Source organism: Pedobacter sp. UYEF25, from assembly GCF_054061655.1.
The window spans coordinates 84,563-106,588 of sequence record NZ_JBSSEL010000005.1; the positions used below are offsets into that span (position 1 = coordinate 84,563).

Consider the following 22,026-nt stretch of genomic DNA (forward strand, 5'->3'; position numbering starts at 1 on the left):
TTAAGCATTGATTACAATGACGTTTAAAAACCTTTTCTATAAATTTCTTTTGGTCAACTCATTTACTTGCTTGCTAGCGTTTTCTGCTCGTGGTCAACAACAAATAACGGGTAGCTCTTCTAGCACAGCTCCATTGATTACCATCATCGTGACTGCAAACCAAACCTATCAAACCATTGATAATTTTGGCGCATCAGACGCCTGGTCTTTCCAATTTCTAGGAAACTGGCCGGAGTCAAAAAAAGAGGCAATTGCAGACTTGCTTTTTAGCACAGACACTACATCTACGGGGCAACCTAAAGGAATCGGCCTTTCCTTATGGCGCTATAATTTTGGTGCAGGCAGCGCGCAACAAGGCATGCAAAGTGGAATTAAAGATGAATGGCGAAGGGCTGAATCTTTTTTAGATGCAAACGGAACTTATAACTTTGATAGGCAGGCGGGCCAAACCTGGTTTCTAAAGGCTGCGAAAGAAAGAGGAGTCAATAACTTTTTAGGTTTTTTTAACAGCCCGCCGGTAACATTTACGAAAAATGCCAAGGCCTTTTCGTCTGATGGTTCTTCTAACATTTCAGAAAAATCCTATCCTGCCTTTAGTCACTATATTGCAGAAAGCCTAAAAGGCATCAGGCAAAAAACAGGTATTCTTTTCGACTATCTAAGCCCGGTAAATGAGCCACAGTGGGACTGGAAAGATGGTGGACAAGAAGGCAACCCGTACACCAACGCTGAAATTTACGCCCTGGTGAATAACTTAAATGATACCTTAAGTGCTCAAAACTTAGCTACAAAAATTTCTGTTACAGAAGCAGGGCAGCTTGACTATCTAATTGGGGCAAAAGACAAACAAAGCCGCGGAAACCAAATAGATGCTTTCTTTAATCAAAAATCAGCCACCTACATCGGGAAGCTATACAACGTAAAGCATGTCATCGACGGACATAGTTATTTTACGACCTCACCTTACGCCAAGGCTGCTGAAATTAGACAGCAGCTAAAAAAGAAAAGCAGCGATAACAACATTGGTTTTTGGATGTCGGAATATTGCATCTTAGGAGATAATGGTGGCGAAATAGATGGTAGTGGCAGAGATTTAGGCATAACTCCGGCGTTGTATATTGCGCGCGTTATTCATAATGATCTTGTCAATGCGAATGCAAATGCCTGGCACTGGTGGACTGCAGTTTCCGCATACAATTACAAAGATGGGCTTATTTACATTGATAAAAATAAAAATGACGGGAACTTCTATCAAAGCAAAATGCTATGGGCACTTGGCAATTTTAGCAAATTTATTAGGCCTGGAGATCTAAGAATTGGGGTGTCGTTGACAACTTCAATCAATAACGGCAAATCATTGCTCGTTTCCGCTTTTCAAAATACCAAAACAAAGAAGATTGTAACAGTAATTATCAATTCTTCAGCTCAACCTTTGACCGTAAAATTAAATTTTGAAGGGGCAACTATAACTTCACTAAAAGGGTACATTACGTCTAGCACAACTGATTTAAAACCTACTAATTCTTTATCCAGCGCAAATTATATTTCAATTCCGGCACTTGCAATTGTGACACTCGTTGGCAATAATAACGATCGATTATAACTTTAAACGTAAAAAAAATTACGCGTTCCCTAATTCTATTATTTGCCATAGTTATACAAGATGTAAATGCTCAGCAATCCAGAATTACCTCAAATTTTAATACCGATTGGGAAATTTTATAAAGGAGACGTAAAGCAAGGCGAATCTCAGTCTTTTGACGACTCCAAATGGCCAGATGTTAATTTGCCCCACGACCGGAGCGTTGAAGGCGCCTTCGGTGAAAAATGGGCAGTGCAACGCCTACTTACCAGGCGGAATAGGTTGGTATAGAAAACCCTTTTGCTTGGCAACGCACATAACAAATCCATTGCAATATATTTTGATGGGGTTTATAAAAATAGTGAGGTTTGGATAAACGGCCACGTTTTGGGTAAGAGATCAAATGGTTTCATCTCATTTGAATATGACCTTACCCCATATCTTTATAAAACGGGGAAAACACTGTGGCTGTTCGCGTTGATCATAGTCAGTTTGCAGATTCTAGATGGTATACTGGCTCGGGGATAAACAGAAATGTATCGCTTATTGCGGGAGACCCTGTGCATGTGAAACGATGGGGTATTGCATTCTCTACACCGATAGTTTTTAAAGAGAATGCGTCGGCAATAGCAAAAGTTTCCATCCAGAATCAAACCTCAAAACTTCAAGAAATAACCTTAAAAGTAACGCTTACCGATCGAGAAAACAAAATCGTGTCTTCTGGTCAAGCCGAAATTAAAATCGGAAAAAATAAAGTGTTAAATGAAGCCGTCAAGTTTAAAGTTGAACATCCGGAACTTTGGTCGGTAGATTATCCCAACCTGTATCAACTATCCGTTAAAACGTATGTGGCTGGGAAGGATACAGACAACTATACAAACACCGGCGAAATTTATTTTTTGGAAAATTCCTTATCAACGCGGTGAATTGGTGGTAAAGGGATATAGAGATGGGGAATTAGTTACAGATACCTTACGCAGTTCTGGACAGGCAACACAAATACAAGTTCAACTTTATAAATCTAAACTTCAAAAAACCGAAAATGAAGCAGATTGAATTGCAATTATCTGACGAACAAGGAATTGCAGTTGCTAATGATGACCGTTAAATTTCTGTAATGGTTAGCGGCTCAGGAAAATTAGCCGGTTTAGAGAGCGGCAGCAGCGTAACTCACGAAGATTACAAAAGTAACAAAAGGGAGACATTGAACGGTAAATTGCTAATTTTCGTGCAGTCTGCACAAAAGTTTGGCACTATAAAGGTAACTTTAACATCAGCAGGGTTACTTACAAGAACCATAAATTATGATCAATAAAAAAATTCTTTTCATCTTATTTACCATGAGTTTAAGTGTACAAGTATTCGGGCAAGAAGAGATGCCGCTTTATTCTGGTAAAATTCCAAACTCAAAAACAACTGCCAATTTAGATAAAGTTGATCCAAGGAATGGTCTAGACACTTTTATAAGCGAGACCTCTGTCCCCACCTTACGCATTTACCTTCCAACCGCAGGTACCGAAACTGGCACGGCAGTAATTATTTGCCCCGGTGGTGGCTACAGCGGTGTAGCTGTTGTAAAAGAAGGATACAAAGTGGCAGAAGAATTTCAGAAAATGGGTGTTGCTGCGTTCGTCTTAAAATACAGAATGCCATCGGATGAAACAATGTTAGACAAAACAATCGGACCGATACAAGATGCGCAGCGTGCTATCCAAATGGTTAAATCGAATGCGAAAATGTGGAAAATTGACACTGCGAGCGTGGGAATTATTGGCTTTTCTGCAGGTGGTCATCTTGCCGCTTTCATTGGCACACACTTTCAACATGATTACATCCAAAATAAAGAACGCATAAGCCTTAGACCTGCGTTTATGGTGCTGGGTTATCCTGTTATAAGCTTTACCGATAGCCTCACGCACATGGGTTCTAGAAATAATTTGATTGGTAAAAACCCATCGGCAGAAAAAATTAAGGAATATTCCAACGAGCTGAATGTTACCACCGCAACACCGCCTGCGTTTATTGTTCAGGCCGGTGATGATGGGGCTGTAAAAGTTGAAAACAGCATCGCTTTTTACCAAGCCTTGCATAAAAATGGTGTTGAGGCAGAACTGTTGCTCTACCCCAAAGGCGGTCATGGCTTCGGTTTAAACAATGCCACTACAACTTCTAAATGGATAAACGAATGCCATAAATGGATGTTGAGTAATGGCTGGCTGAAAAAAACAGGAGGGTAAATTGTAGAAAGATTAAAGAAATATTTTTCAACTGTGATTTAAATTTCATACTTCACATTACCTTGTAGAACCTAACCTAGCTATTAAACTGTGTTTAATTAAAATAATAATCTTATGAAAAAAATTGGAGTTATATTCCTTTTCTTGGCTCATTCTGCGCTCGCCGGCGCACAAAACCTCTGGGAAAATCCTACTGTTTATCAAAAAAATAAAGAAAATCCGCATGTAACTTTCATGCTTTTTGACAATGACAAAGATGTGGTAAGCGATGATTATGTGCTTTCTCCTTTTTTCAAATCGCTAAATGGCGAATGGAAATTTAGCTACGTAGATAAGGTTGCAAACCGCGAGAAAGATTTTGCAAATCCAAATTTAAACGAAAGCAGATGGGATAATATTCAGGTTCCCTCAAATTGGGAATTGAAAGGTTTTGGCGTTCCAATATACACAAATGTAACCTATCCATTTCCAAAAAACCCTCCTTTTGTCGGCGCCGATAATCCGGTAGGAACCTATAGAAAGCATTTTACTGTACCAGAAAACTGGTCAGGAAAAGAAATCATCTTACAATTTGGCTCAATTACAGGCGCTGCCTTTGTAACAGTAAACGGAAAAGAAGTTGGCTTAACGAAAGCGTCTAAAACAGCTGCCGAATTTGACATCACACCTTACCTTAAAAAAGGCGATAATTTACTTGCGATACAGGTAATTCGCTGGCACGATGGAAGTTATTTAGAAGATCAAGATTTTTGGCGAATAAGTGGTTTAGAGCGGGATGTATTTATGTATGCCATGCCAAAATTGAGTGTTTGGGATTTTAACGTAGATGCAGGGTTGGATGCCAAATATCAAAATGGCCTGCTTAAAACGGCCATTAACCTACGTCAGTTTAAAGACAATAACCAAAAATCGGGAGTTTTAAATCTAGCGCTTCAAGACGCAAACGGCAATGTAGTTTTCAAAAAATCCGAACAAATTACGCTTGGCAAAGAAGAAGACAAATGGATCACTTTTGAAGGTGTTGTTAACAATGTTAAAAAGTGGAGCGGAGAACGACCCTACCTCTATCATTTAATTATTTCATTGGAAGGTGAAAATGGTCAAAAAACCTATACCGGTGCAAAAATTGGTTTCCGTAAGGTAGAAATTAGAGATAGCCAACTGATGGTAAATGGCGTTCCAGTTATTGTACATGGAACAGATAGGCATGAACATGACGCCGTAAACGGCCATGTGCTAGATAAGGCCTCAATGATTAAAGACATCCAATTGATGAAAGAATTTAACATCAATGCGGTAAGAAACAGCCACTATCCAAACAACCCAATGTGGTACAAACTCTGCGACGAATATGGCATGTATTTGGTTGATGAGGCGAACGTAGAAATTCATGGTATGGGCGCCTCTTTACAAGGGTGGTTCGATGAGAAAGTGCATCCAGCTTATCTTCCTTTATGGGCGCCAGCAATTGCAGATCGAATCCATAGAGCGGTAAAAACAGACCGAAACCATCCTTCAGTCATCATTTGGTCTATGGGAAATGAGTGCGGAAATGGACCTGTTTTTCACGACGCTTATAAATGGATTAAAAAAGAGGATCCAACACGTCCGGTACAATTTGAGCAAGCAGGTGAGGATGTAAACACAGACATTGTTTGCCCAATGTATCCTCCGTTAAATGCTATGACAGCTTATGCAGCGTCGAACAAAGCCCGCCCTTATATTATGTGCGAGTATGCGCACGCCATGGGAAATAGCTCAGGTAATTTTCAAGAATATTGGGATGTAATCAAGACCAATAAAAAAATGCAAGGCGGGTTTATATGGGATTGGGTAGATCAGGGCATTAAAACACAAGACGCCAATGGAAAAACATTTTATGCTTATGGTGGCGATTTAGGTGGTTTTAACCTACAGAATGACGAAAACTTCTGTGCCAACGGACTGATTTCTGCCGATAGAATTCCACATCCAGGTTTATATGAAGTGAAAAAAGTCTATCAAAATATTATTTTCTCTAATTTCGATATAGCTACAAGTCAGTTAAAAATAACCAATCGATTTGCATTTACAGATCTAAATAATTATGGCTTTAGTTGGAAACTCTACAAAAATGGGGATTTGATAAGACAAGGAACATTTGACGTAGATTTAGCACCGCGTAAAGAAAAAACACAAAGGCTTGCGTTGCCAGAAATGAAGGATGCAAAAGGAGAAGAATATACCTTGGACGTTTTTGCCTTCATTAAAAACGTAGAACCATTATTAGCTGTTGGTCATGAAATTGCACGCGAACAGTTTCTCTTAAAACCAGATTATTTTGCTACAACTACCGATAATTCGAAAGGAAAATTAGCCGTTAAAAACGAAAACGACAGGTTAATCTTTACTGCTGGCGATGTGGAAGGAGCTATAAACCTAAAAAATGGAGAAATGGCTTCTTACCAAATGAAAGGAACTCCGAGAATAATAAATCAATTGCCACAACCATATTTTTGGCGCGCGCCAACCGACAATGATTTTGGCAACAACATGCCTAATGCTATGGGCATTTGGCGAAATGCACACGAAAACAAAAAAATCGCCTCTGTTGTTGTCGGAGACAAGAACGAAACCGGTGTTGAGGTAACAGTAAACTACATTTTACAGGCCGCAAACATTCCCTACACAGTTTCTTATCACATCAACAACGATGCCTCTGTAAAAATTACGGCAACCATAGACATGAATGGCAAAGACGTTCCAGAATTGCCTCGTTTTGGCATGCGCATGCAGGTGTCGCCAAGCACGCACCTTATTAATTATTATGGTCGCGGGCCTTGGGAAAATTACAGCGATAGAAAAACTTCTTCGTTTATTGGAAAGTACACCGATTCAGTCGAAAACCAATATGTAAACACCTATATTCGCCCGCAAGAAAGCGGCAATCGAACCGATGTAAGGTGGTTTACGCTAAGCAATGACAAAGGTTATGGCTTAAAAGTAGAAGGCATCCAACCAATTAATTTTAGCGCCATTAACCACAGCGCAGAAGATTTAGATCCCGGCTTGAGCAAAAAACAACAGCATCCTACAGATTTAAAACCTAGGAATGAGGTATTTTTACACATCGATTTTAAACAACGGGGGGTTGGTGGCGATAACAGTTGGGGCATGCTCCCACATGATCAATACCGTTTGCTCGATAAAAAATACACGTATAGTTATGTGCTGAGTTTGATCAAATAGAAAGAAATTATTAAAGGATAGAAGGGAAATCTGTAGGCAGTATTGTCTGCAGATTTTTTTTTACGAAAAATACGGGGATGATAATAAGCAAATATTCAGGCAATCATTAGTTCGAAATCAATTATTATAGTAAACTTGTGTAACCGAAAACTACGTACATGAAATCTAAATTCACAGCATTCTCTCCATTGTTGTTCGCTCTTTTCTCCATTTCAGCTTCTGCGCAGCAAAGCGTTCCAGACAGTGCCAATATGGTTACTTTACGGATTGATCCGGCAAATGCCAAGGGCGGCAAAGTTTCTGATGTATTTAGCGAGGTTGAATTTATTCCGCTAGAAACAACAAAAGAAAGTTTGTTTGGTGAGATAGAAAATTTACATGTGATCGACGGGAACTTTGTATTTTCTGATGTAGATACCAAAGCGGTTTACATTTATGATGCGAAAGGGAATTTTAAGTCTAAAATTGATGCTCATAAATTGAAAGTTGTCGGCGCTAAAAATACGCAGTATATAAATTTTGACATTGAGGTGGTAACTATTGGGGCGAGAAAAGCGATTCAAATAAGTGTCCGTCGGGATTTATTTATTTTTGATCTTGATGGAAAATTACTAAAAAGAGCCATTGATCCCGAACAACCAATAAATGGTTTTAGGCAGGTTAAGTTTAATTCTCCAAAAGACTTTGTAGGATTTTATGTAGTTGACGAAGCAACACCAGACACTGCATTGTACGAATTGGCCACATTTAAAAACAATAAAAAGACAGGACAATATTTTCCAGTAAACCTAAAAGATAGTTTGCCATATACCTTTGTTAGAACACATGCCGGCCCTTTTTACTATGGTGCAGAAAATGAATTTTTCTTTTCGCGCAAGCAAGACTATAACCTTTATTTGGCAAAGCCAGAAGCACTTTCTATTGCCTACCGATTTGTATTTCCCAAAGCAAAAACTTTACCTAAAGATTTTAGGACCTCAGAAAAATATAGAAACAATGCAATTCAGTGGCTAAGCAACAATAGTGAAGTTATTTATGGTATTGGCAACACCTATTTGTTGGACAATAATCTTTTTTTTAAAGCGGAGAGTTTAGAAGGTAAAAACTCCTTTATCTATAATTTGAAAGATAATCAACTCACTTCTATAGAAGATCTGCAAGCAGATTCTATTTCGCAATTTTTCCCAATTACAGATGCTAGAATTGGCCGAGATTTTCAAAGAAAAGGTTTGCAAACATTCGAAAATGGAAATTTCTATACTTCCTATTCATCTCTGGCCTTTTTTGATTTGATGGAGCAAAATGAAGGCAAACTTCTAAAAAACAACCCAAGGTTGGCCAAATTTTTTAAGGAGGGCAACAGAAAAAGCAACCCAATTATCTTAAGGTTAAAACCGAAAAACAATTAATTCAGTTTTGCAAAACTTCATTCCATTTTTGGTAAAAAACAATTAGCCTATTCACGCGGAGCAATTGCCTATAAAGCCTAGAATTGTTTTGGGTAAAGAGGCAATCTATCTAAATTAACTAAATTTCATTTAGCGAAAAGCAACAGAAACGACGGCTTATTTACCCCGTTTGGTATGGCAAAGTTATAAGATGATCCTCCGTTTTTTTACGCCTGACAAAACTTAAATCAGCTTAAAAAGTTTCTGACAAGAAAAATGAAATTCACGTAACACATTCTCTTTCTGTCGGTTTTGTCAAAAAAATTAGGGGGTGTTAATGGATTTTCCTATAATTGTTAAACGGAAAACCTATATAAACTTGTGAAATCTAAACAACGCTCCCTCCTATTTTTACTATTCGCTTTTTTCCCGCTTTTTTCCTTTGCCCAATTGAGCATCCTCGACAGCTCTAAGATGGTTACGTTGCGCATTGACCCTAACAATGCCAAGGGGGGATTGGTATCTGACTTTTTTAGCCAAGTAGAATTTATTCCCCTAGAGACAACAAAAGAAAGTCTTTTTGGGCAGGTTAATCAACTAAAGATTATTGAGAACCGCTTCGTCTTTTCTGACTACGATACGAAAGCTGTGTATATTTTTGACATGGATGGAAAATTCAGAGCGAAAATAAATAACAAAATGCTTATGAAAGAAGACAGCGAGATTAAGGACAAAGACTATTTTGGATTTTCAGTAAAAAATTTGGATGGCAAAGAAACCATTCAAATGAATAGCGCTAAATATATATTCTATTATAATACAGATGGGCAGTTTATTGAGAAATTTCGCCGAGATGAGATTAAGGATGATTATTCGAGAACCTATTTTAAGTCGCCCTGGGATTATCTACAACTTGGGCGCCCCAATTATAAAAAGCGTGATTCCACTGTGTACGAAATTTCCACCTATAAAAACAACAAGCAGACGAACCAATATTTCCCCTTCACAATAGCCGATAGTGAAAACAATAACTATTTTAGCAATGGAAGTGGTTTTTTTGATTATGGCGTTGATGACGAGCTTTTGTATGCGAGAGCGCACGACTATCGCATCTATTTGGTAACACCAGAAAAATTGTTCGTGGCCTATCAGTTTGTTTTTCCGATGAGGCACACGATGCCAAAAGATTTTAGAACAGCTAAAGCATATGGCGTTGATCGTTTTCAGTGGCTACTAAAAAACAAGGATGTTATTTTTGGCATCGGTAACACGTATTTATGTGGCAAAAATTTCTTTTTCAAGACCGCACAGCTTGGAGGTAATGATACAAGAAAAAGCGATTTGATCTACAACTTAGAAAATGGCAAACTAACCTCAGTGTCAGATCTTCAGCCAGATTCCCTATCGCAGTTTCTGCCGGTTACAGATGCCGGTGTGGGAAATGACTTTTTAAATAAGGGATTTTTCCTTTACAAGGATCAGTCTTTTTATACCTCTATTTCATCTCTTGTTATGTTTAATTTGAAAGAACAAAAAAATGATAAGAAAACTAAGTACAATGCCGCACTAACAAAGCTATTTAAAGAAGGGAGCAGAAAAGACAATCCAATTATTGTAAGGTTAAAACCAAAATTAAATTAATGATAAAACCATTCTACTATTTAATTTTATTCGGTTTACTCTCTTCGTTTCTATTCGGTGCTTCCGCACAACAAAGTTATCCAGATAGTTCTAGAACGGTTGTGCTGCGCATTGATCCGGCAAGTGCAAAAGGTGGCGCTGTATCTGATGTGTTTAGCGAGGTAGAATTTATCCCATTGGAAACCACTAAAGAGAGTTTGTTTGGTTATATACTGCATTTAGAAATTATAGATGATTGCTTTGTACTTTATGATGCTGACACCAAAGCTGTATATATTTTTGAACAGAATGGTAAGTTTAAAACTAAAATAGATTCCAAAGTTTTGAAAGCCGCAAATGGCAAAAAGTATGAATACACTCAGGGTTTTGCGGTAAGTCGCCTAGATGGAAAAAATCTAATTACTATAGAAACCGACAAAAACATGCTTTATTTTGATACAAATGCCAAATTGATTAAAAAAACTGCATTAAAAAGCAACAAGATAAATGGAGAATACCTGAAGACTTATTTTAATTCTGGCTATGTACAAACAAATTACATCCAAATAAACAAGAAAGATTCTACAATTTTTGATTTGGCAACTTTTAACCAAAACAAAATAACAGGAAAATATTTTCCGGCTGCTAAAGACAAATATTTAAATGGTGATTCCTACATAGCAGACGGTTGTGGCATTTTTGATTTCGATGCAGTGGATAAACTTTTTTTTCTGCGCCCACATGACTACCATATCTATTTGGCAACCCCAGATAAGTTATTGGTGGCCTATAAATTTATTTTTCCGTTAAATAAAATGTTGCCTGCCGATTTTTTGACTCCTGGCAAATATAAAGGATTTGCGAGAATGGAGTATCTAGCTCACAACGGCGAAATAATATATGGTCTGGGCAACAGCTTTTTGGCAGGTAATAAATTGTTTTTTACAGCGAAGCAGATGAATACAGGAACTGATGCTAAAAGCGCTCTTATGTATAATTTAAAAAATGGCGATCTCACTTCTATTGCAGACTTGCAGCCTGATGCACTATCTCAATTCTTACCGATAACTGATGACAAACTCGGTAATGATTTTGAGCAGAGAAACTTTCTTGTCTTTTATAAGGGCAACATGTATACGAGTTATTCTTCTCTAACATTATTTAATGTTAAAGAGCAAAGAAATGGCAAAAAAACTAAATATAACGCCGCACTAACAAAGCTATTTAAAGAAGGTAGCATAAATGACAATCCAATTATTATAAGATTAAAACCAACAAAAAACTAGCTCAATGCGAACGCTTACCTTGTTTTTTTCGATTTCTTTCCTTTTTCTCGTAAACATTCATTTCGCAGAAGCTCAAAAAAAACCTACACAGCCCGGCAGCGTAAAAGGTGCATTAAAAGATACTGTACAAAAATACATTTTAAGAACGGCTACCATTTCCGTTTATAACGTTAAAGACAGCAGCTTAATAAATTACCAGTTGAGCAACGCATATGCAGAATTTAATGTACCCAATTTGCCTGTAGGCATTCCCCTCAAATTAGAAGTGAGCCATACCGGCTATACGATTTTTGAGAAAAAATTTACCATCCCCGCCGACGCAAAAACCTACGATTTTAAGACGATTTATATGAAACCGCAAAACATTACACTTAAAGACGTAGAAATTAGGGTGCCGCCGATAACCATGAACGGAGATACACTTGAAATTAATCCTGCTGCTTTTAAATTAGATTCTAATGCGGTGATAGAAGATGTACTTCGAAGAACGCCGGGTTTAGAACTGTGGGGCGATGGCGTCATTACCTTTAATGGCAGGGCGATAAAAAACGTGTATGTAGATGGCAAACAGTTTTTTGGTGGCGATCCAAAAGTTGCCCTACAAAATTTGCCTAACCAAGTAATTCAGAAAGTGCAGGTGTACCGAGAGCCTAATGAGAAAAACCTTCGAGACTCTACCCTGACTATGAACATAAAATTAAAGAAAAATAAAAAATCAGGAATGTTTGGTAAAACTGGTGGTGGTTACGGTACAGATGATAGGTATGAAACAGATGCCAGTATAAATATTTACAATGCCAAAATGCAGATTGGCATTGTAGCCGCGAGCAATAATGTAAACAAAACTGCCGAAAATGCCAATGATTTATTAGAAAGTTCTACTTACAAAGGCGTGGGCGCAAATATAGATTACCAATCTGATTTTAGGGCAAATGGCATAAACCAACCAACAGCTGCTGGAGTTAACTTTAAGTATGATTTTTTTGAAGATCCAAAATGGGACAAAACAAATACATTGACCGCCGATTATTTTGTGCAGCGCCAACTGTATAAAAACAATACTGACAATCAAACAATAACAACCATTGGCGACGCAGATAAGATCTACAATACTTCTCAAAACAAAAATGAGCAAACGAGTAACGACCAAAAATTTAATGCTCGGTATTTGCTAAACACCGACCATTCCTCATTTAACATTTCCTCCTCTTACAATCCTGGCAATAGGGTTTCTAGCAACCGTTCGCTATCCAATTCTTTTAACAACGAAAATAGTTTGGTAAGTGCAAATGGGTCGACATCTAATGAACGCTCAACCTATAAATATTTGAATTTTTCCATGAATTATAACCAGCGAAATTACAATTACAATAGCAAAATATTTCCGCTGTTTAGAGGTATGTCTGTGCAATATGATTTTAACCTAAGCGACAGACTAGACGAAAATAACAACATTTCAGACTTTAAATCCTTTGTCAATCCGAGTACGAATAGATTGATTGATAGGCGGTATCAAAACCCTGTAAATGACATGACGCATAAAATACGAATCGAATTGCCCTCAATTTCAAACTTAATAAGAAAAAACGGATTGCAAAATTTAAACATTGCACTAATAAATAACTTAAAATTAAATACCAATAAAAATCAAAACAATGTTAGCGATCTTGATAGTTTAACAGGTGCTTTTAGAGGAAACAGTTATTTAAGCAATAATTTAAAAACAGATTTAATAGAAGAACTCCCAGAATTAAGAATTCAAAAATCTTTCTACAAACAACTGTCGAATAGATTCTACCAAAATCTTTCAATTAGCGCTAGCGCGATACAAAATGTTACCAATCAAAATACCACGTCTATTAAAGATTTCCAAAATATAAATAAAACCTATAGCCGCTTTTTACCATCTGCAAGTATTTCTGCTCAAGACAATCAGTATGGAGCATATTATCGTTCGGCATCTATATCTTATAGCACGAGTATGCAAATACCCGAAATATGGCAATTGGCTCCTTTAACCGATAGCACCCAAGTATATAATTTGCGGAGAGGTAACTTAAATTTAAAGGAAGCTACAACACAGAGCATTTCTTTTAACTTTAACCATAACGATAATAAAACAAAAAATGCGTTTAACATGGGTCTGGGTGGAAACTTTGCATTTATAAAGAACGCAATTGTTGATAGCATTATCATAGACGCACAAAACAGACGTGAGGTCTATAACGTAAATATAAGCGGACAAAAGAGCTTGAATGTATATGCAAATATTAACAAAGCAATTACCATAAGCGGCGCGCAGCTTCAATTTAGATTAAATACTGGCTTAAACAGTCTGAAATCGCCCAGCGTTACCAATGGTGCCATTAATTTTTCCAGGTCTATTTCTAACTATAACAATCTAACCATTTACTATTCTTTTAAGGATAAGCTGGCTTTGGAGGCGAAAACCAGCATGTCGTTTTCTAAATCAAAACAGTTGCTTTTTAACACGCAGTATACGAGTCAAACCTATAGCAATATGCTAAGCACGAGTTATAACGTAACCAAAAAATTAAATTTTAGCAGCAACATTACGCTTAACAAAAATACATCATCTAACAATGAAGACATTAATTTTGCCATTTGGAATGCGAGCGCTATTTATAGGTTATTAAAAGGGAACAATGTCGAAATTAAAATATCTGCATTGGATCTATTGCACCAAAACACTCAAATAATAAATTACACCAATTCAAATAGCCTAACGACTGGCACACAAACCGTTTTGCAACAATATTTTATGGCAACCTTATCTTATTATCCTCGGCTCTTTGGTCTAGCAGGAAAGTAGGATCAGCGATTAAGTTAACAGTTGAATTCGGGAAATCAGTGGTTAAAATTTAGGAGTTGAGGGAACAATGGCTCATAGCCTCTGTCACTAAGTACCTAGAACTGAAAGAATTTGTGGGGAAAGCCTATAAAGGAAGGGGTTAGATTTTAGAGAACTATTTATTGGCAAAGGAATAGCTAAATAACTTCCGGACTGTGGGAGGAACTACGTGCTTTCTTAGGAAACGTATTTTCCGTTAATTTTTGATCCAGCCACATTTTTGACTTGCTAAAAGCCAACTTACCAGTGCCCAAACCCTTAATTAAACCTGCGTCTTATTGCATTGACCTGCGTTCCTAAACGGGATTGAACCGGAAATACTTTGGTTGAGGAACGGCGCCAAAGATTGGAGGAAAAGGCCCGAATGTCTTTAAAAATCATTGGAATGCCTGGTTTCCCAACAACAGGGCCAATCGCGTATTTGGCCTTAGATTGTTAATTATTGATCTCAGATTTACCATTTATTCACCCTCATATAAAGGTATTTAACGGCATCCTAAGCTGTATTGACTTTTATTTCACCAATACACTTTTTTTATAAAGCTAAAAACAGTTGTTTTCCTAGTTTTTGCTTATTAAGCTGTTTGTTACGTTAAATTTGACTAAACAACCATAAAAATATTATCTTTAAAGTATGTTAGTAAATCGATTTAACTTAAGTATTTTAGCGATAGCTTTACTTGGCTCCTCTTGCAAAACGCTAAGGACTACTAAAGGAAAACAAACCGGAGGATACACCAGATATGTAAATACCTTTATTGGTACTGCGCCCCTATTAGATCCGAAAATAATTGGATATACGCCGCCGAAAGATTGGCGCGTCTGGGCAGGATTAACGTTTCCGGGTAGCTCGCTTCCAAATGCAATGGTTCAATTGAGCCCAATCACAAAATTTGGATCTGGTGCAGGTTATGAATATGAAGATAGTGTGATTTTGGGATTTGCGCACACTAATAAAGGTCATTGGAATTTATGTAACATTCCTATTTTACCTGTCTCTGGCGCAGTTGATGGTACCAACAAATTCTCTTCTCACTTTTCGCATAAAAATGAGTCATCATCACCTGCTTTTTATCAAGTATTTTTAGACGACTATAAAGTAAATGTGAGTTTAACCTCTACGCTTCGATGCGGTTACCATAAATACGAATATCAAAATAATAAAAACAGACAAATTTTCTTGGATTTAAATAAAGCGAATAGTGGTATTAAGTCTTGGATGATAGAGCAGGTTGGCGATAGAAATCTAAGTGGTTATCAAGACATGGGAAGCGAGAAAGTCTATTTCTATATCGACTTAAATAACGACGTCTCTAACCTATTTCAATCGCCAGGAAAAAAAAGCAACAGTTATGCGATGGTTACCTTAAAAGACGGCGCGTCTACACCTGTCGAATTAAAAATAGGTTTGTCTTTTGTGAGTGTAGCAAACGCCAAAGAAAACTTAGAAGTAGAAATAGGAAATAAAAGTTTTGCACAAATCCGCGCCGCAGGAAACGCAACTTGGGAGCAATTGCTTAGTCGCGTGCAGGTAAAGGGCGGCAATAACAAACAGCGAGAGATGTTCTATTCTTCCCTTTATAGATCGTTTTTATGGCCAGCATTACGCAGCGACATAAATGGTGAATATACTGATGAAAAACAACATAAAATAAAGGCTAATTTTAATTATTATACGGTTCCTTCTCTGTGGGACACTTACCGAAATAAACTTGTATTACTGGGCATGCTGCAGCCAAAAACGGCAGAAGATGTTATAAAATCGTTGATGGATATGGGCGATAAAACTGGTTACATTCCAACTTTTTTTCATGGAGACCACGCCGCCTCTTTTATTACTGGTTCCTATCTAAAAGGCATTACCAATTTCGATGTGAAACATGCGTACGATTTACTCTTAAAAAGCGCAAATGACGAAGGCGGTCCGAGGCCATTTATTAAAGAATATATTGAGAAAGGCTACATTTCTACGCCCGATATTGCGCATCCAAACACAGAAACAAAAGCAAAAGCTGGTGTATCTAAAACTTTAGAATTTTCTTATGATGATTATTCTGTAGCGCAACTTGCAAAAGTTTTAGGCGATAGCAGCAATTACCGCACATTTATGAAACGCTCTAAAAACTATCAAAATGTATTTGATAAAGAAACCAAATTTATGCGTGGCCGCTTATCAAACGGAGATTTTGTAAAAAATTTCGATGCTGAATATCCATACTATGAATATATGTTTAGAGAGGCGAACGCATGGCAAGTTTCCTTTTATGCAGTGCATGATATGCCTGGCTTAGTAAATCTCTACGGCGGGAAGCAAGCATTCGAAAACAAGTTAGATACCTTTTTTACCAAACCTTGGAATCCCAAACACATCGCCAGAAATGTATCTACTTTTATAGGACAATATTGCCAAGGCAATCAACCAGATCATGAAGCACCATTTGCCTACTATTTTGTCGATAAGCCAGAAAAATCTCAGAAAATTTTAGATTATATTATTAACAATCTTTACGGAATAGGCAAAGAGGGCTTAGCCCTTTCGGGGATGGACGACGCTGGCGAAATGTCTTCTTGGTATGTATTTAGCGCGATGGGTCTATACCCCCTTTCGCCAACAGATGCGCATTTCATCACCACCGTTCCTGTTTTCGATCAAATAGACTGGACTACAAACAACGGTAAAAAACTGATTATCAAAAAAGAAGGTATTGGTAGAAAACTGACAGAAGTTGATGTAAATGGGAAACGACTAAATGGCTACTTTATTTCAAACGATTTATTTAAGAATGGTGGAAATATTGAGATTAAAACAAAAGAATAAATTTAATTTTTAAAGCAATATAATTGATTTGTTGCTTTAGTAAAATTGATTCTTTAAAGTTATTACCCAATTTTAATACCTTTTGCTAATAAGACTAGGCAAATTAGGCGTCCAAGAAACTTAAATTAGTTGTAGAAATTTCCATGTAAAAAGGCCCCAGCAATTTAGTAATTGCTGGGGCCTTTGCCATATAAAATTAACCTTTCTAAAAGCTAATTGTGGTATGGATCATCAAACGATTGCCAGCTTTTACACGTCCTCCAGCTAATTTTTGATTGGCAATGGCTTGGTAATTTGCACCGAAGGAAAATCGACCAACATTGCCTTCAACTCCTACGATGGTGGAAAAAGCGTGGCCACCCGATACAGCCACAGGAAACCGCTTTTCTTCGGTATCCTGCTGAGAAGTTTCATAGAGAATACCAGCATTTGGAGAAAGTGTAATTATTTTGGCTAGCCTAATTTTATAATACAGCAGTGCATTGGTGGTAAATTTATCGCCATACCGATAATTGTACTTATTGCTGGTATTTACTTTGTAATTGACATTTACATTAGCGCCGAAATCCATCAACCTCACATCATAAGCCGCGTTGAGTGTAAAATCTGTGCTTGCCGTGCCTAGTTGAAAGTTGTTTGGTGATTCTGATTCCAGAAACCTTTCCGATGGCTCGTATTTTCCCGTGGGCAATTTAATTCCAGCGCCGACCCAAAGAGATTGCACCAATAATTTCTCTTTTATCGTATTTCTGGTATTGAGCAAATTATAATAACCGATGAAGGCAATATCACCCACTCCGGTTTTAGAGCCTTTGCCGGTTTGCGCCACACGTTCGTTAAAATTATAGGGTAGGAATGCAAGTAACCGAAATTTTTTACCAAGGTTCCATCCGCTCCAAAGTTCCATACTTTGATACGTCTCATCGGATGTAATTGGCGTACGTTCGCCAAAGGGCCCAAGATGCGTAGTGAGCGACTTATATTGATATCTAATCCCTACAAAACGCATACTGTATTCTGGCAGAATGCCCAAGTAATAACTTCCAACTCCACAGCCGCAGATGTCGCAGGCAAAAACGCCAGATGCTGACAGGCAGACAAATAAAGTTAACATATATTTTCTTCTCATATTATTGTTCTGACAAATCTTTGCGGTTGACAAAATCTCTGTCATCTAGGGTTTTTAAAAAAGAAATTAATTGCAATTTTTGTTCAGCAGTAAGGGCAATCCCCAATTTTCCGTCTTTTTTTAATAGGGGATCGAGATTGGCCGTCGCTTTGACTTCACCGGTATAATGGTCAAGAACGCCCTCAATCGTCAAAAAACGTCCATCATGCATATAGGGTGCCGTATAACTCAAATTACGGAGACTAGGTACTTTAAATTTATACCTGTCCGTTTCTGTCAAAGTAGCGGAGTAAAGCCCTTGATCGTTGACCAGGTTTGGCGCCAATCCATTGTTGCGAAATTTCCCGTCGGTAAATAATGGCTCTGCGTGGCAACTCGCGCAATTGGCTTTAAACATTGCATAACCGGCCAACTCTGTAGAGGTAAAAACTTGATTGTCTTCCTTTCTCATCACCTTATCATACTTTGAGTTTGAACTAACACACATCAGCATAAATTGCGAAAGGGCTTTCATGAAACGAGCCGTATTTACCTCCTCCGTACCAAAAGCAGCCTTAAACAACGTTTGGTATTTTGGAAGAGATCTGATCTTAGCAAGCACATTTTCTAAATTTTCGTCCATTTCCTCGTGGGAAGTAATTGGTACTACAGGCTGAAGATCTAAATCATAAATACCACCTCCCCATAGAAAAGCCTCATTCCAGGCCAAATTCATAATTGGCGGCGCATTTCGAGTACCTAAACGATCATCTATTCCGTGACTCACATCGTGTCCGTGCTGTGTAAACCCAGAAGACTGAATGTGACATGAGCCACAAGAAACGGTATTATTTCTCGACAATCTCGATTCGTAAAATAAATTTCGACCGAGAATAAAACCACCCTCCGTAATCTTATTATTTGCCATTTTATAGACCGGTTCGGGGAAATTAGCTGGTTTTTGAAACCCAAGAAAACTACTTATCGCATCTTCCATTTGTCCTTGTTTTTTACAGGCATATACCATTAAAACCAAAATGGCCATCGTAAACCAAAAGGCGCGCTTTTTCATTATCAGTTTTCTGTATGATCGTGTTTAAACATTTGCACCAAATTTGCGGCTACATTTACGCTGTAATCACTAAACATTACATTTGGGTGCGCTGCAATGTGAAATGAGTTTTGTCCGTTAAACACTTTCATCGCATCTACAAATAAATGCACGTTACTTTGGCGGCCTTTTCTTACTTTTGCAATACCACCCAATGTTAAATCTAACGTAATGGTTTTAACGTTATTAATGGTTGGTGCAGAATAGCCGCCAAAGCCACCTATGTGATATTTAAACTGCTTTTTGCCAGTTGGATCGCCGTTTAAATCGTCTGAGATGACGCTTGAATTCCCCTCAAGTCTAAAGAATATGTAACCGGCATTCCAACCCCAATACATACCGCCTGTATCGTGATTGTCCGTTCCTGCTGGATCTAGCACGCCTGTCCGTTTGGCAATATCCATCGTGCTTCTTAAGCTATCTACGCCAAGCGTAAAAGTAAGTTTAGTGTAATCTGCTTCTGGCACATTAACTTTAGCAAAACGAGTATTTTTATCAGCACTTTTAATCAGAAAATAACTGCTATCAGGATCAACGGTGTATGTCTTCCCATCGGCGGTCGCTAATTTTATGTTGCTTATGAAATACTGCATCATGGAAATTGAAAACTTTTCCCCGGCTGCATTGGTATAAAGGTTGGCGGTATTGTTTAGCACTAATGTCCTATCACCAACGATATTGTCAAATTCTACCGAAAGTGGTGCGAGGTTGGTTTCAGAAAATTCTGGTTTTTGATCGTCCTTTTTTGAACAGGCTGTTATGGTAAATAAAAGGCAAACAGCTAAAATTAAATTTCTATTTTTCATGATTTTTTTTGGGATTACTTAATTTGTTATTGCAGACAGAATTCTTGTCTAATCACCTGAACGGGCAATGATGTATCTCCCAGTTATTGTTATAGGGTGCATACTTTTAATTGAATGAACTTCTGATATTTAAAAATATTAATATCAGATTTTCTGAATTAAAAGTGATTTATAGCGCAGTAAATAAAAGCAGACTTTTGCCTCTAAATAAGTTACTACTAGAAATAGAATTCTATGAATTGAGAAAAAAGACAAAGTTTTGCTATGTTTAAACATGGCAGCTTTGTCGCAAATAGAAGGTTAGACTAGCTTTGGAGGCTGAAAGATAGATCGAGGGCGTTTTACTTCCTTTTCAGGAAAAGTGGTAGGGTACGAAATTCTGACAAACGTAGAAAAAGTGTTGCGAAAAATTAAAAATTGCTCAGGTAACGCTTCTTGATAATTGCCCTTTTTATTCTCGGTACTTTGTTTTTTTTCGTTCTCCCCTGCTTGCTTTAGGTTTTTTTCAAGATAACAACGGCCGTTGCAATTTTCTGCCGGTTTATACCTATTTATACACAAATTGTCTATGATATATTTTTGGTTAATTTCAAAGCCAGCATACACGAAAAATCGCGAATAACTGGAGCCAATTAGAGCAACCAATAAGAACCAAGTAGTAAGTCTTTGGAACATTTCGTGGCAAATGTAACCATTTAAAAAAAGCAAGCAAGTGAATTTGTAAAAAAAATTTATTGGTGATGTGAGGACCTTATATGGTTTATCGAACATAAAATACAATCCCATTTAAATCTTCATAAATCGATGTGTCCTGATGCGGAATTAATTTCTATTCACTGATTTAGGCCTATCGGTTTTACACCCATCCGGCATGCTACGGGTCTTGTCTTTCTGTAAAATTGAAGCTTTATCACCCATCAATAAGCGCCATTAACGATGTCCCGCTATATCATTTTGACTTTTTCACTTTTACAGCGTTTGGTAGCTACTCATTTGACCAGTTAAAAACCCGTTGTTTTTAGTAAGTTATTTTTAAGTTTTTACGCTTATACTCGTCAATTATTGGCTTATATGGCCCAAATTTATGCTGTTTTTCGCTAAATGAATCTATAAACGGCCCCTTATCATAATCGATGGGTTTCTCTTCCAAACTTGGATATTGCAGTTCAGTTAACGTAGGGCGCAGATGGATCGTGTCGTCATTTATAAATGCTGCAAGATCTAAAGCTTCTTTGGTTGTCAGCATTGGATTTGTATGAGTGGCTTTATCAAAAGGCATATTCGGCAAGAGCCATTGTGCCATCTTAATCACTCGATGCATACTGGAGCCGGCCCTGTAAGATTTTTTTCCCCATAACGGGGGATAAATATAAGCGGATGTATCAGCGGTAAAAACACCTTCTCCATTTAATCCATGGCATCGGGCACAGTCTTTAGCGTACAATAATTTACCGGCTTCGGGTCTAGCTGCTGCATTCGGTAATTGAATTTCAAGATTCTTTAAACCCGGATTTCCGCTACTCATTTTCGAAGAATCATTTATAAATTTTAGGTAAGAAATGAAAGCAATCATTTCTTTACCATCTAGAGGCAATGCCTTAATGCCTAACAATGGATGCATAATGCAATTATTTACGCGCTCGGCAAGCGACAACACCTTTCCTTCCCTTGCTCTATACTGAGGATAATTTTGAAAAGCAGATACAAGATTAAGTGAATATGGTTTTAACCCTGCCTCTTGGTGGCAGTTGCTGCAACTAATTTTATTACCTGCAAACTTTCCATTTATTCCATTTGGACCTATATAATAGGCTGTTCGAACCATTAATTCACGCCCATATCTCACCGCATCTCCAAACTTAGATTTTGGTATCGTTCTCGTGTCTATTGGAAAGTCTTCTGCCTTCTCCTCTTTCTTAACAACATTGTCACACCCTAAAGAAATAATAAGTGATGACAACACAATTGAG

17 protein-coding genes are annotated in these 22,026 nt (G+C 37.6%); 13 read left to right on the forward strand and 4 right to left on the reverse strand.

All coding sequences use genetic code 11. From position 1 onward, the window contains the following. The first annotated feature begins 16 nt into the window (after window positions 1-16). The 13 genes from ACVWYG_RS06855 to ACVWYG_RS06915 all read left to right on the forward strand — a co-directional run bounded on the left by ACVWYG_RS06855 (window position 17) and on the right by ACVWYG_RS06915 (window position 17,031). Window positions 17-1,603 carry a glycoside hydrolase gene (locus ACVWYG_RS06855; protein ID WP_457269426.1) on the forward strand — a complete coding sequence of 529 codons (1,587 nt, stop codon included), beginning with the start codon at window positions 17-19 and terminating at the stop codon, window positions 1,601-1,603. A 66-nt stretch (window positions 1,604-1,669) separates the two neighbouring features. Beyond that, window positions 1,670-1,873 (forward strand): hypothetical protein, encoded by a 204-nt coding sequence (locus ACVWYG_RS06860; protein ID WP_457269427.1) that lies wholly within the window; start codon window positions 1,670-1,672, stop codon window positions 1,871-1,873. 9 nt (window positions 1,874-1,882) lie between these two features. Beyond that, complete coding sequence (locus ACVWYG_RS06865) at window positions 1,883-2,110, forward strand: sugar-binding domain-containing protein (protein WP_457269428.1); 228 nt, start codon at window positions 1,883-1,885, stop codon at window positions 2,108-2,110. After that, window positions 2,047-2,508 (forward strand): hypothetical protein, encoded by a 462-nt coding sequence (locus ACVWYG_RS06870; RefSeq protein ID WP_457269429.1) that lies wholly within the window; start codon window positions 2,047-2,049, stop codon window positions 2,506-2,508. Before ACVWYG_RS06865 ends, ACVWYG_RS06870 begins: the two co-directional genes overlap by 64 nt. Beyond that, window positions 2,429-2,638 (forward strand): DUF4982 domain-containing protein, encoded by a 210-nt coding sequence (locus ACVWYG_RS06875; RefSeq protein ID WP_457269430.1) that lies wholly within the window; start codon window positions 2,429-2,431, stop codon window positions 2,636-2,638. The genes ACVWYG_RS06870 and ACVWYG_RS06875 overlap by 80 nt, the downstream gene beginning before the upstream one ends. A 61-nt stretch (window positions 2,639-2,699) precedes the next feature. Continuing rightward, complete coding sequence (locus ACVWYG_RS06880; protein WP_457269431.1) at window positions 2,700-2,897, forward strand: hypothetical protein; 198 nt, start codon at window positions 2,700-2,702, stop codon at window positions 2,895-2,897. After that, complete coding sequence (locus ACVWYG_RS06885) at window positions 2,887-3,819, forward strand: alpha/beta hydrolase (RefSeq protein ID WP_457269432.1); 933 nt, start codon at window positions 2,887-2,889, stop codon at window positions 3,817-3,819. Before ACVWYG_RS06880 ends, ACVWYG_RS06885 begins: the two co-directional genes overlap by 11 nt. A 114-nt stretch (window positions 3,820-3,933) precedes the next feature. Next, entirely contained in the window at window positions 3,934-7,047 is a 3,114-nt protein-coding gene (locus ACVWYG_RS06890; RefSeq protein ID WP_457269433.1) for a glycoside hydrolase family 2 TIM barrel-domain containing protein, read from the forward strand. A gap of 158 nt (window positions 7,048-7,205) precedes the next feature. Next, window positions 7,206-8,456 carry a 6-bladed beta-propeller gene (locus ACVWYG_RS06895; RefSeq protein ID WP_457269434.1) on the forward strand — a complete coding sequence of 417 codons (1,251 nt, stop codon included), beginning with the start codon at window positions 7,206-7,208 and terminating at the stop codon, window positions 8,454-8,456. Window positions 8,457-8,885: 429 nt separating this feature from the next. Continuing rightward, window positions 8,886-10,076 carry a 6-bladed beta-propeller gene (locus tag ACVWYG_RS06900; RefSeq protein ID WP_457269436.1) on the forward strand — a complete coding sequence of 397 codons (1,191 nt, stop codon included), beginning with the start codon at window positions 8,886-8,888 and terminating at the stop codon, window positions 10,074-10,076. Beyond that, window positions 10,076-11,341, forward strand: coding sequence for a 6-bladed beta-propeller (locus tag ACVWYG_RS06905; protein WP_457269437.1), 1,266 nt, complete (start codon window positions 10,076-10,078; stop codon window positions 11,339-11,341). The genes ACVWYG_RS06900 and ACVWYG_RS06905 overlap by 1 nt, the downstream gene beginning before the upstream one ends. 4 nt (window positions 11,342-11,345) lie before the next feature. Continuing rightward, window positions 11,346-14,174, forward strand: a complete 2,829-nt coding sequence (locus ACVWYG_RS06910; protein ID WP_457269439.1) for an outer membrane beta-barrel protein — start codon at window positions 11,346-11,348, stop codon at window positions 14,172-14,174. 673 nt (window positions 14,175-14,847) lie between these two features. Beyond that, window positions 14,848-17,031 (forward strand): GH92 family glycosyl hydrolase, encoded by a 2,184-nt coding sequence (locus tag ACVWYG_RS06915; protein ID WP_457269441.1) that lies wholly within the window; start codon window positions 14,848-14,850, stop codon window positions 17,029-17,031. A 205-nt stretch (window positions 17,032-17,236) separates the two neighbouring features. Here ACVWYG_RS06915 and ACVWYG_RS06920 read toward each other — a convergent pair whose 3' ends face one another. The 4 genes from ACVWYG_RS06920 to ACVWYG_RS06935 all read right to left on the reverse strand — a co-directional run bounded on the left by ACVWYG_RS06920 (window position 17,237) and on the right by ACVWYG_RS06935 (window position 22,019). Continuing rightward, the gene (locus ACVWYG_RS06920; protein WP_457269442.1) at window positions 17,237-18,160 is read right to left on the reverse strand and encodes a transporter; all 924 of its coding nucleotides are present in this window, start codon (window positions 18,158-18,160) and stop codon (window positions 17,237-17,239) included. A gap of 1 nt (window position 18,161) precedes the next feature. Further along, window positions 18,162-19,211: a cytochrome-c peroxidase gene (locus ACVWYG_RS06925; RefSeq protein ID WP_457269443.1), complete on the reverse strand. Its 1,050-nt coding sequence runs from the start codon at window positions 19,209-19,211 to the stop codon at window positions 18,162-18,164. 2 nt (window positions 19,212-19,213) lie between these two features. After that, window positions 19,214-20,056, reverse strand: a complete 843-nt coding sequence (locus tag ACVWYG_RS06930) for an MbnP family protein (protein ID WP_457269444.1) — start codon at window positions 20,054-20,056, stop codon at window positions 19,214-19,216. A 1,018-nt stretch (window positions 20,057-21,074) separates the two neighbouring features. Continuing rightward, window positions 21,075-22,019, reverse strand: coding sequence for a c-type cytochrome (locus tag ACVWYG_RS06935; protein ID WP_457269445.1), 945 nt, complete (start codon window positions 22,017-22,019; stop codon window positions 21,075-21,077). Window positions 22,020-22,026 lie beyond the last annotated feature (7 nt).